Origin of the sequence: Nitrosococcus watsonii C-113 (assembly GCF_000143085.1) — a bacterium.
In the GTDB taxonomy this organism is placed as follows: domain Bacteria; phylum Pseudomonadota; class Gammaproteobacteria; order Nitrosococcales; family Nitrosococcaceae; genus Nitrosococcus; species Nitrosococcus watsonii.
Genome location: NC_014315.1, coordinates 1,174,910 through 1,187,409, shown reverse-complemented (window position 1 = coordinate 1,187,409; position 12,500 = coordinate 1,174,910). Strand labels below are relative to the sequence as shown.

Here is a 12,500-nt window from a genome sequence, read left to right as displayed (position 1 = left end):
ACTGAAGCAAGGTGTCATAGGAACGAAATCTTTAAGCTCGCTTAAGACTATCTGCGTAACGCTTTAAACCAGACCGCATAGGGCTGGGCGAGCCACCATTTCAAAGGGACGCGTCCATAATGTTGACGGACTATCTCGATAGCTTCCCAGTAGTGTAAACGGCGTTGGTTTTTTGTTTTGGTAGCCACATGATCACGATTCACCGCAACGAATTCGTCTACAAAATGTAACCGGCCGAATCTTTTAAATAAACGCCACCACAAATCATAGTCCATGGCCATGTGAAGATTCTCATTCACGCCTCCCACGGCTTCCCAGGCAGAACGCCTAATTAATGTTGCAGGTTGCGAAATAATACAACGTAATGCCAAACGGCGTTCGTTAAAAGGTTCCACCCAAACAGCCCGTTGAGTCCCGGTTTTTTCAATAAAATTCCATGAGCGCCCATAAGCTGCAGGCGCTTCTAAAGATTGCCGCAAGGCTTGGTATAAACAGGTGAATCCTGTCGGCAGCAGCCAATCGTCGCTATTTAACCAGCACACAAAAGGCGCCTCTCCCCACCCGATTCCCTCATTGATAGCAGCAGCTTGTCCTTGATCAGGATGGCTTCGCCAACCAGATAAACGATGCTCCCATTCGTTAATTATCGCAAGTGATTGGTCCTTTGAGCCACCATCCATTACAAATACTTCGACGGGCAGCTGCTGGCTAAACACAGAAACCAATGCTTGCTCGAGATAGCAGCCTTGGTTATAGGAAGGCACAACCACCGTAATTAACGGCTTCACCGTAACTATTTAGGCGGCAACACGGTTTAAAAAATCCTGGTAAGCTTTGTTTATTCCCTCGCGCAAGTCTACCTGTGGATGCCAACCCAATGCCTGTATTCGGCTGATATCCAATAATTTGCGTGGAGTACCATCGGGTTTAGAGGAATCAAACACAATAGTTCCCTGAAACTCCACCACTTCCATGATTATCTCCGCCAATGCCTTAATCGTCACATCAACACCTGTACCCACATTAAATAAACCGCCAGGAATGTCCTTTTCCATTAAAAGAACACAGGCATTCGCCATATCATCTACATACAGAAATTCCCGCCTTGGCGTGCCCGTTCCCCATACAACCCATTTTTTATCGCCTCTTAAGTTCGCCTCGTGGGCTTTGCGAATCAGGGCGGGTAATACATGGCTGTTATTAAGATCGTAGTTATCATGGGGACCATACAAATTGGTGGGCATCACTGAAATATACCCGGTTCCATACTGTCGATTATAACTCTCACACATTTTAACGCCCGCAATCTTGGCAATAGCATAAGGTTCATTGGTAGATTCTAGCGATCCCGTCAAGAGATAGTCCTCGCGGATGGGTTGAGGACATTTTTTTGGGTAAATACAGCTTGATCCTAGAAAGCACAGACGTTTAACGCCAGCCAAATAGGCCCCATGGATAAGATTAGATTGGATAACAAGATTTTCATAAATAAATTGGGCCCGGTAAATATTATTGGCATAAATTCCGCCCACTTTTGCTGCGGCAATAAATAGGTAATCAGGTCGCGTCTGCTCAAGAAAAGCAAATACCTTCTTTTGATCAAGCAAATCAAGTGCTTGGCGGGTACGTGTGATGATATTACTATATCCTCTCTCTTCAAGGTTTCTAACAATAGCAGACCCCACCATGCCTCGATGCCCAGCAACATATATTTTTTTGGACTTATCCATCAATCAATTTACGCAAAAGTTAGAACTGCCGGCCGGCTTACGATAGAAAAAACTTTTCAAATCAGAAAGATACCCCTAACTTCACTTAACAGGTATCCAGCCATAAGAATATTATGAATTTTTAAAAATAGGTTCAAGTTTTTTACTGAGAGATTTACCTCAAAGCCTGGTTAATCCCCCCATAGGGTGTTTAAGTTAAAATTCAATCCTGGAGGAAGCCCCGGGAAAGATTCTCTTCTTCGAACAAACAGGAGGGAACGCAATTGTACCCAAAGAGGAAAAAGCTTACCTAACAAGGGTGGAAACTGCATTTGATTACACCGCTGCACACGCTCTATTTCTGCCCAACCGGTGGTCGTCAGCTGAGTCGTGGTTTTAGCGTCTTTATGCACTCGAAAGGCGGCAAGAAACCGGTTCACCCGTTTAAAATTACCAGCACTCATATAGCGGACGAACAAATCATAATCCATGGCAAATTGGAAACTGGCATCAATATTCCCTTTTTGCTTAAATAGGCGGCGACGCCAAAAGCAAGATTCTTGCGGGATAAGGTCCCAACGCCGCATCAAAAAACTGCTATGCCGAGGTAAAATCCAATGTCCTATGACTTGATTTATTTCATTGACAATACAACGGTGACCATAAATAAAGTCGACTTCAGGGTGACGATGGAAATAATCGACCACAAAGTTAAGCGTACCGGGCAGCAGCACATCGTCACTATTTAAATAGGCCATAATCTCGCCAGTGGCCATGCTAAACCCCTTAGCAATAGCCGCACTCTGCCCTCCATCAGGCCCTGACTCAAAATGAAAAAAACGATTACGATAGGGAGCAATACGATCTAGCGTCTGATCAGTAGAGCCACCATCCATGAAAATATACTCCAAGTTCGGATAACGTTGCCCAAGCACTGATTGCACCGTCCACTCCACGTACTCTCCCTGATTGAAAGATGGCGTCACAATACTGATCGTTGGAAGCTTTAGATTAGCCACTTTCCTTATCCCTCATCACGAAGAAGCAATAATCCCCTTTGCCTATACGATTCCAAAAAAGCTGCTGCCAAAAATTAATCCTTTGCGCCCATGCACGCAGGGGAAAGTCAAAATCAATTGTATGGGGTACGCTACCGCCAAGCCCTATAAAATTCTGCATTAATGACATGGCGGTCCAGTAACAATGGGAGAAGGTTTTAAAACAAACAGGATGTAAGCCTGTTTGTCTAGCCAGCGCCAATAACCCTTTTCGTGAAAAAATATAGCGATGATAAGGCGCATGCCAATGAGCCCAAGTTGGACCAAACCAGTTGATTTGCCGGGAATCCAGATTAGGTGTGCTCACAACCAAAACACCACCAGGGGCAAGCAACAGGCGAAGACGGCGCAGGACTCGCACCGGATTGTCTACATGCTCAATACTTTGCCCCATAAAAATGACATCGAACTGATAGGGGGCTGGAATAATCTCGGCAGCATCTTCAGCACCTCCTTGCCAGACGCAATGACCCTTACTACGAGCAATTTCCACCGCTTGGGGATTAGGCTCCAAACCATAACCTCGCCAGGATTTCCGGGCGGCAGCAATACCATCGAGTAAATGGCCTTCAAAACAACCAGCATCAAGCACTCGAAGTGGACTGTGAATATTAATTTGTGAAGATTGAAGCGTATTACTCAACTCATTCAAGGTATTGTCTAACCAGAGATCATTGGAAGAGAAAAACGACAGCCACCGCTCCACGGGTAGCCTCAGAAGCAATTTCTCCCAGCGGCGTTTGCCACTGAATTGACGATAGGGTGAAGGACCCTCTGGGCTATTAATCGATGAGAGCGGCGCGGAATAATGGCGCTGGTATAGTCTATCAAGTTCAGCAGGCTGGATAGGCGGATGAGTAACCGCAATAGAATGCCGAGTATCCAGGTAGATGTAATTAATGCCCTTGTCACCAAAGCGGGTATCCGGCGTACTAAATAAGAACTGCTCCGCCGGCCTACCATCAATAGGGCTTAAAGCCTGGCCATACTCCGTCCCATCTAGGGTAATAGGTGGTGGCGGTAAATTACTAAAATCGAGGGGAAAAAACAGATGGGTAGACTTCGAAATTTTTCTTATCAAGTCACTGAAGAACGTATATTTTTTCTGAAACTGCCAGCGAAGTGCCTGCAAACGGGAAGCTTGGGATAAAAAATCATGGCGGGCGCGATCCATTTCTTCATTATAAGCCTCCATATTTTCACTGAACTGTCCTTGACGAATACGGAAACAGCTAACATGTCCCGCCCTGCGGATAAATTTAAACCGAGCCGATAAACGCAACCAAAGATCATAATCTCCCGCTAATTTTAAATCGCGCCGTAAACCACCGATGGCTTGATAAGCTTCACGCCTAAAAAAAACACCGTCCTGAAACAGGATATGCTTATTAAGCAGATCAACCGTATTTATCCCCCTTGGCTGCCGGATATTGGGGTATTTCCACCCGTTCACCAAAACAGTGTCCTCATGGTAAATCACAGCTACCCTTGGATGATGGGAAAAATAATCACCAACCGCATCTAAAGCCCCGCCTTCAAGTAAATCATCGGCATTCAGGTAAGCCAGTATCTCACCCGTTGCCCGCGAGAAACCCTTAGCGATGGCATCATACATGCCACGATCAGGCTCCGATATGACACAACTGATTTTATCTTTAAAATCAGGATCATTCTGGATCTTATCTATGATAGATAAGGTATCATCGGTCGAACCACCATCAACGATGATAAATTCCAGTGCGGGATATGCCTGTATCAGCACTGAACGCAATGTTGCCTCAATAAATTGCGCGCCATTAAGTACCGGCGTAACTATCGTTATCCTTGGCAAGGGAGGTGCAGGCGGTCCTTGTACTGCCCGCCAAAGGCCATCTTTGATTTTCTGTTTTAAACGTTTTTTAAGATACCCAAGATCCCCTCGTAAACGCGCTTTCAAACCCATATTTTGCAACGAATAAAATTGCTTCTTGAATTCCTCCTTTTCTATTTGAGATAGATCTAACTGCTTGTTAAGAAAGCTATTTTGTGCCTGGGCCAATTTTAATTCATTACTAATATCCTTATTGCGATTCTGGACAATTTCGTTCTGTTGCTTCAAGCGTGCAATTTGCTGGCTTAAATATTCTATTTTCTGTTCAAAAATACCTCGTGACTGAAGATCATAACAACGCCTTTGGCGTTGTTGCGCGTATCCTTCCGTTATTTTTAATAACTGTGGAGACATTTTATTACAAGGGGTTATCTCGAATTCCGCACAGGCATCCTCATACTGTTTGCCATAACCCAATTTAGAAAAGGATTTCTCTCCCAGGGAATTCAAAAGAATTTGAATGTCTCCTTTTTTGAAAACACGCTTATAAGCACCAATAGATTGCCTATGAATAGAAGATGTCGAAAGAATTTTCTTATCGCCGAGAGAACTCCTAGCATAGGTTGTTTCCTGAATATCCAAATCTTTATTAATTGCTTGCAACGGAAGCCCTAGATATTTAAAGATACGCACCATTTGTTTCTCAGGAGCAGCAACCAAGTCCTCATAACAGACTCTAAGCACGGAATAATTTTCCTCGAAGGCCAATAGTCGATTAAAGCCTAGAATATAATCAAACAGAAAAGGCGTGTCTTCCTGGTTAGCGATAATTTTTGGAAGATCCACTGACCAAGAAGTTTTAAAAGAAGCTGCCACGTCAAGAGGATTACGTACAAGAAAAATAATTTTTCCTTCTGGCAGAAACGCTTGCACAAAATCAAGGGCATGATAGTTACGTGGCGTTTTATCAATAAAAATGAATTTTCCCGCCTCCTCCAAGGCGTATTGATAAATAGATAAAGCCGCCCGCTTAAGTCTCTGCAATCGTCTAACTCCTAAAAACTCAGTAATCGCGCTCGACAAAAGAGGTGGATCGGCAGCGTGATCGGTAGGAACCTGTCCAAGCGACTCTAGACCCAACAGCAGCCAGGGCTCCGGCGGGCAGTAAATACTCCGATGCTGATTAAGCAGCCAAGAAAGCAAAGTTGTACCTGAACGGGGAACTCCTAGCAAAAATACGACCGATGAGCTATCCGCCATAGTCATTCCTTTGCTTTCAGAAGCTTGGATTTTTGTATAAGAAATCGTTTAACTCCTTGATTATATAAATTATAATCCAATTCATTGCGGCGCATAAATTCAGCTGCCAGACAGGAATCAATACTATAATTCACGCCCATAGAATTTTTTGGATTGCTGTTTTTTATTTTTATTGGTAAGCCACGTAGCAGCGGAGAAACACGTCCCAGCATTTCTACGCTATCCTGGAAATATTCAGTTAAGCCAACAAAGTCAAATTGCTTCAAGGGGAATCGCCAAAGAAATTTAGCCTGGAAATTAGTATGTTCCTTAGATAGCAAAAACCTCTCTAAGCTCCAATTTTCCTGAGTAAAACGCTCCCAAACATGATGTCCTTGAACCTTCGTTCTTTTCCAGAAAAAAAAATGCGATATTGCTCTTTGTAAAGGTTCTCGAAGAAAAATTACGTAAAATATTTTTTTACGCCGCCTAAAATAATAACCATTAAATCTGGCATATTTTCCCACTAGAAAATGGCCGAAAATAATTGATTCTCTCCTTGGCTTAGCAGCAATGCTCGAGGCCAAACAGCCAAGATTCCTCGATAAATCACCCTTGGCGAGAGGGCGGTTATAATCAAAATAAATATTATCAATACCTACTTTAGCGGAAATAGCTTCCTTGAGTGAAGTACCCGCTGCTTTAGGAATATGCACGATCACGATCTTCATTCTTAATAACGTTTAGAGGAATCGAATTCATAACCAAAAACTTCAATATCTTCCCGAAAACGCTCCGCTACTATTTGGATAAGTTCGGAATCGTAATATTCAAAATAAGATTTCCGATTCCCTTTATTGAGAACAAGAAGACTTCTCCTTGAAATTCCCAGGATATCGCATAGTTTAGAAAAGCCCTTGTGTAAATCTTCATAACGGATAATAAGATCAACATTTTGATCAGGTTCTGTATTCGCCACATGATCAGGCAGGCGCAAAAAAGTGGTCATTGGATGAATCTTATCCAACATGCGAATAAATTTATCTCTATTCCAGGAATAGTTTTTATGATGAGGTGAAAAATAAAAAGAGATAGCACGATCCCAGGGATTACGGATACAAGTAAATTTTCGTTTTGACCAAAACGCTTCTGCGCCTAGCGCAAAAAAATAATCAGTCAAAGTCGAGTGCTTAGTCGTGCCGTAGAGACTATATAGCCCAAATCTATGAACACCATCCTTATTGCCGCTAGCAACGATAGTATCTTCCGAATAGCTACTTAGAGCATTTTGCATGGCATTGCCAGCAGTTTTTGGAATATGCACAAAAATGAATTGGTGACGCATCCCTATCATGCACTTAACTTTACTTTCTGAAAATGATAGCCATGCAGATCAATCTCTACTGCAAAGATATCTTGAATTTTCTGTGCCTGGGAAACTGTCAAAACCTCTTGATAGGGTCGTCGATCAGTCCGATATTCTGATTTGGCATAAACTCCAAGCGAGCCATCAAAAGGTAACCCTAACTTTCTGAAAACTTCTCCCAAATCTTCCATTAGGTTATTAAAATCAATAATTTTATCTACAATAATTTTTGAGCTATCTCCTGGTTCCGTATAGCGTGGGAAATTGATGGGAAATTCACAGCCGGCGAGGAATTCGTCAAGAGAGAGATTCCCACCAGATCTACATTTAGCCATATAATAATAGGAGATAGCTTTATCCCAGGGATTACGCTCTACACAAAATTTAAAATAATTTTTCCATGTTTTTTCTCCTATTTTTTCTCGAATCTCCGCGCTCGTCATGCGGTTATAAAAACCCTCGTAATTACGAGGATAATGAGATTTTACCGCGGGATAGATGGGAGTCACGATATCAAAAGAAGCGCAAAATCTGGAAAGGAATACTTCAATACTCGTTCCTGCTGTCTTTCCGTTCTTGATAAAAATAAATTGATATTTATGAGAAATAATCATTGCTTACTGCTCACAGGTAAGCTTTATATCATAAAACCCTAATAAATCGTTATTAGTCCGCGGCAAGATATCAAACGTTAATGCGCCTGGAATTTTATGTAAAATAAAATATTGTTTCTGATCTTTACGATCTTCCAGTCTTAGGGTAATAAAATATTTACCATCATTAAATTTCGCGGGAAACTTTATTTTTAAAGCAACAGCAACCGCCTCAGATTCTGAAAAAGATGAATTAATACGAAACCAGCGACCGCCTATACCCACCAGATTGGTCGCCTGGAGTACTACCGAGAGGCATGGACATTCAATGTGAGATGCAAACCGGCAGATAACTTCCAATTCGATAATATCGCCATAATTAAAAAGGGCAGCACTTTTTTTTGTTGTTATAAAAACAGCGGATTCTATTTCTCCTTCACTGGTACCATAACCATAAGATTTCTTACAAACAGTGGCACCTTTGTCTTTGATTTGTTGTGATATGCGACTCATCTGCCTGGCGCGCACATCCATAAAGTAATACTCGGAGATATTTTCCGGCTCGCCCTCCGCCTTTTTCCGGCCATCTTCAAGATAGATGGCGCGATTACAAAACGATTTAACAGCGCTCATATCATGGGAGACCAATAATAGTGTGGTCCCTTGAGTAATCAAATCCTGAAGCCGATCCCTGCATTTAAATTGGAAAGCTGCATCCCCTACTGCTAAAGCCTCGTCGATAATCAACACTTCCGGTTCAAGACAAGTAGAAACAGCAAAGGCAAGCCGCATGATCATCCCGGAAGAATAGGTTTTAACCGGTTGGTCAATAAAATTACCGATCTCCGCAAAGGCTATTATTTCTTCAAAGCGGCGGCCAATGTCAGCGCGACTAAACCCAAGGATAGCGCCATTTAGAAATACATTTTCCCGCCCCGTGAATTCAGGGTTAAAACCGCTTCCTAGTTGAAGCAAGGCTGCAACTCTACCTTGAATAGCAATCTTTCCCGAGGTAGGCGCTAAAGTACCGGCAATAAGTTGCAGCAAGGTGCTTTTTCCTGCGCCATTACGTCCGATAATAGCTACAGCTTCATGCCGACGGACCTGTAAGGAGATATTGAGCAATGCCCAAAATTCACGGTGAAATTTTTTACGCCCTCGAAAAAAAGATTGCCACAGTCGATCCTGAGGGCGTTGGTATAAATGATAGCATTTGCTGACATTATCCACATCAATCAAAATTTCTGGATCGGTTTCTCCCATGGAAGTTAACATTATATTACATCGGCGAAACCGGCACGTGTTTTCTGAAACCAGGCATAACCCGTCCAGGCAACGATGATAGAAACCAGAAAATAGAGTAAGTAACCCTTTAATTCCGGAAGTTGTCCACTAATAAGCGTGGCACGCACCTGCTCAATGATATAAGTAAGCGGGTTAAGTTCTAAGAAGATTTGAAAGGACTCTGGAACCGAGCTTACAGGGTAAAAAATTGGCGAGAAAAAAAGCAGGCCACTGCTGATAAAGGTCACCAGTTGACCCAAATCCCGAAAATAGACAGTAGCCGCTGCAATAAACCAGCTCACGCCGACAGTAATTAGACTTAAGGGCAGTATTAGCAAGGGAATAAAAGCAACGGCTAATGCTATGCTCCCATGGGCGATACTCCAAATAACGATTAACAATAAAAAACTAATCACAGTATGAAATAAACCCGAACCCAAAGCGACAACCGGCAATACCTCAAGGGGAAATACGACTTGTTTAACATAACTGGGATTACTAAGAATTAAATAGGGTGCTCGGTTAATAGTTTCGGACACTAACCCATGAACAATTAAACCCGTAAATAACACCATGGAAAAATCAAAAGTATTTTCTGCCGACAACCCCCAACGCGCCTTAAAAACCACCCCAAACACAAAAGTGTACATCGCTAGGGAGAATAAAGGATTAAGAAAAGACCACAAAAAACCCGCAAAGGAACCCCGGTAACGTCCCACCACTTCGCTCCAAATAAGCTGGGCAATCAATTCACGGTCTTTGATGAATTCCTTAACTGCCGCGATGGGAGACATAGAGAATCCAGGCGATGACTTCACCGCACTAAAAGATCCGTGCCTAACCAATTGACTAAAATATTTCTGTAGTGTTTCGCTTTACGGGCCTGCAAATACTCAAGTGGATTAAAATCATCCGTTAGCAGGATTCCTTGGGTTTTATCCACTGTCATAAGGCGCTGCCTTAACCAAGAAGCTTGCGCAAACGTTAGCATCTTGGCATCCAGGTCAATAGGGCGATTAGCGGCAAGAAAAATAAAATCATTAAAATCCTTTCCGGGCTCGGAAACAAAAACCATTTGATGAGGAAAAGCACGCGACAAAGTTTTAGCAACGGAAGCCAATGCAATATTCTTCCCATTCTCGGAGAAAGCTACAAAATTAAGGGCGAGTACACCTTGCTCGGAAAGCAAGGAGCGTAGCTGCGTCAAAGTCTCAATAGTTAATAAATGGACGGGCTCCACACCCCCGGTAAAACAATCATGGATAATTAAATCATAAGGGCCTTTTAAACGCCGAATTTCATAACGAGCATCTCCAACGATGACTTGACCCGTGGGACTAAAGTCAAAATAATGGGTTGCCGCTTCTGCAACGGCTGGATCTATTTCCAGTGTATCGGTGACAATCCCATAACGATCTTCCAAAGCCATAGCCATATGACCGGCGCCCTGACCAATGAGCAAAGCGCGCTTCATGGGAGGAGCTAAAGCTGGAATGAGCGGCACGATATGCTGATAGGCAAGACGGTTTTGACCATGGCTGATACTAGCCGCTCCAATGGTGGAAGCATCAGCGGTAAGCAAGCGGAGATCCTGCGCCGGTTGATCAATGACCCGCACCCAACCATATAAGCTTTCGCGCTCGAATTGTATTTGAAAAGATTCCTTACTAGAACCTGCGTGGCCAGCACCCGCAATTTGGGGCAATAACCCAATTCCTATCGATGCCAAGAAGGCAACGGGGAGTAAGGTTGAAGCAAGCTTCAAGCGTTTTCTTTCATAAAAGGCCACAACCACGCTCAGCAGGAATAAAGCGAGACCAAGTGCGATAAAAATCTCACGGGAACCCATAACAGGAAATAAATAAAATCCTAGAAATAATGTTCCCACGACACTACCGAGAGTGCTTGCTCCATAAATTGAACCGGCACTGGCGCCAACCCCCGCCAGATTGACGGTCGATAACCTAATGGCGAAAGGCCCCACCATTCCCAAAAAGGTCAAGCTTGGCGAAAAAAGCGCCAGCGCACTCACCAAAGCCCCTGTCCGCAAGCCCAACGGATCGGTTGCCAACAGCACTGGGCGGGTTAACCAGGGAATAAGAAGAGTAAGTAAGGCTGCGAGTGCAATAATCAACGATAGGCCGGTCCGTTTGGCCCGATCAGCCCAACGACCGCCAATAAAGTAACCCAAAGACAAGGCTATCATGGTGACCGAGATCAGGGATGACCAGACGTAAAGACTCGCCCCATAAAAAGGGGCAATCATGCGCGTTCCCAAAAGCTCTATGATCATGACCGCGGCGCCAGTCAAAAATACGGTAATGTAGAGCCCCGCTCGCCCCGGGAAATTTAGGGAGAGGTTATTCATATTGTCTTTACCCTTAACCACAAAATGGATTTAAGTGGAAATAAGCCGCAGCATTCAGTTTTCATGAAAAACCAAACAAAAAGCGTGACGCCTTTATTAATGCTCATTGAGTACCGTGATTGCCGCCTGGCGCTCGCTGTTTTGAACCATGGCAGTAGCCTCAATGAAACCCTTCTCTAGGGAACCACCAGTTTCACCCTCCATATCCACCCAGAAATGAGGTAATCCCAAATGCTGCAACCAAGCTGGACCATTAGCTTCTTTTAGCATGGCAATAGTAGAAGCGCTTCCCGCTACCACGCATAAATCACTGATCACAGTCACCGATGCCAAGTGCCGCACCGGCCAACCGGTTCTAGGATTAAGAACATGGCCATAACGAACGCCATCTAATACAATGCAGCGCTCATAGTCACCACTACTAGCAATCGCGCCCTCATTTAGCAGCAGCATTCCCATCGCCGCTTCTTTATGGCCAGGATGACGGATACCAATCCGCCAAGGCTCACCGCCTGGACGGGGACCAATCACTTTGATATCACCACCTAAGTTTACTAGCCCTCGCCGAACGCCTGCCTGTAAACTCAGGGAAGCCGCCCGGTCAGCGGCATATTCCTTGACAACACCTCCAAAATCAATTTCCATTCCAGCGATGGAAAATTCTAGTACCGGCGGTACCCAGCGCAATTTTTCCCAACCAATTTTGTCAAGCAATTTCTGTACTTGCACCTTACTCGGCAACACACCTGATTTAAAATTCCAAGCGCGCCGCAAAATACCGGAAGTAATATCAAATAACCCTTTACTTTGCCTATAGCAAGTGGCTGCATAATTGAGCAGCCCTTCCGTTTCCTTGTCCACCGAGATACGCCCACCTACCATTGCCACCCGATTGATTTCGGAGAGAAAACTGTCGGTACGGTAGCGGGAATAGCGGTCTTCCAGCCGACGCACATCGGCGATGATAAGTTTCGCGGCCCGTTGAGCTTGGACCTTAGTTTTGGCATAGAGCTGAATTTCGCAGGGCGTACCCATTGCCTTGAAAGCTTCCTGGTAAAGCTTCATGCTATTCC

11 protein-coding genes are annotated in these 12,500 nt (G+C 44.0%); all 11 read right to left on the bottom strand.

Annotated features, from left to right (window positions below; genetic code table 11):
• Positions 1-47: 47 nt before the first annotated feature.
• On the bottom strand, positions 48-788 hold the full coding sequence (locus tag NWAT_RS05530) for a glycosyltransferase family 2 protein (RefSeq protein WP_013220157.1): 741 nt from the start codon (positions 786-788) through the stop codon (positions 48-50).
• 9 nt (positions 789-797) lie between these two features.
• Positions 798-1,730, bottom strand: a complete 933-nt coding sequence (locus NWAT_RS05525; protein WP_013220156.1) for a GDP-L-fucose synthase family protein — start codon at positions 1,728-1,730, stop codon at positions 798-800.
• A 170-nt stretch (positions 1,731-1,900) separates the two neighbouring features.
• Positions 1,901-2,728 carry a glycosyltransferase family 2 protein gene (locus tag NWAT_RS05520; RefSeq protein ID WP_013220155.1) on the bottom strand — a complete coding sequence of 276 codons (828 nt, stop codon included), beginning with the start codon at positions 2,726-2,728 and terminating at the stop codon, positions 1,901-1,903.
• The gene (locus tag NWAT_RS15605; protein ID WP_013220154.1) at positions 2,721-5,837 is read right to left on the bottom strand and encodes a sulfotransferase; all 3,117 of its coding nucleotides are present in this window, start codon (positions 5,835-5,837) and stop codon (positions 2,721-2,723) included. Before NWAT_RS15605 ends, NWAT_RS05520 begins: the two co-directional genes overlap by 8 nt.
• 2 nt (positions 5,838-5,839) lie before the next feature.
• Positions 5,840-6,547 carry a sulfotransferase family 2 domain-containing protein gene (locus NWAT_RS05505; RefSeq protein ID WP_013220153.1) on the bottom strand — a complete coding sequence of 236 codons (708 nt, stop codon included), beginning with the start codon at positions 6,545-6,547 and terminating at the stop codon, positions 5,840-5,842.
• Positions 6,548-6,549: 2 nt separating this feature from the next.
• Positions 6,550-7,161 (bottom strand): sulfotransferase family 2 domain-containing protein, encoded by a 612-nt coding sequence (locus NWAT_RS05500; protein ID WP_232420216.1) that lies wholly within the window; start codon positions 7,159-7,161, stop codon positions 6,550-6,552.
• Between the two features lie 5 nt (positions 7,162-7,166).
• Positions 7,167-7,796 (bottom strand): sulfotransferase family protein, encoded by a 630-nt coding sequence (locus NWAT_RS05495; RefSeq protein WP_013220151.1) that lies wholly within the window; start codon positions 7,794-7,796, stop codon positions 7,167-7,169.
• Between the two features lie 3 nt (positions 7,797-7,799).
• Positions 7,800-9,050 carry an ABC transporter ATP-binding protein gene (locus NWAT_RS05490; protein WP_013220150.1) on the bottom strand — a complete coding sequence of 417 codons (1,251 nt, stop codon included), beginning with the start codon at positions 9,048-9,050 and terminating at the stop codon, positions 7,800-7,802.
• Positions 9,050-9,853, bottom strand: a complete 804-nt coding sequence (locus tag NWAT_RS05485) for an ABC transporter permease (protein WP_013220149.1) — start codon at positions 9,851-9,853, stop codon at positions 9,050-9,052. The genes NWAT_RS05490 and NWAT_RS05485 overlap by 1 nt, the downstream gene beginning before the upstream one ends.
• A gap of 20 nt (positions 9,854-9,873) precedes the next feature.
• Positions 9,874-11,427: a fused MFS/spermidine synthase gene (locus tag NWAT_RS05480; RefSeq protein WP_013220148.1), complete on the bottom strand. Its 1,554-nt coding sequence runs from the start codon at positions 11,425-11,427 to the stop codon at positions 9,874-9,876.
• 96 nt (positions 11,428-11,523) lie between these two features.
• Positions 11,524-12,492, bottom strand: a complete 969-nt coding sequence (locus NWAT_RS05475) for an FAD:protein FMN transferase (protein ID WP_013220147.1) — start codon at positions 12,490-12,492, stop codon at positions 11,524-11,526.
• Between the last annotated feature and the right edge of the window lie 8 nt (positions 12,493-12,500).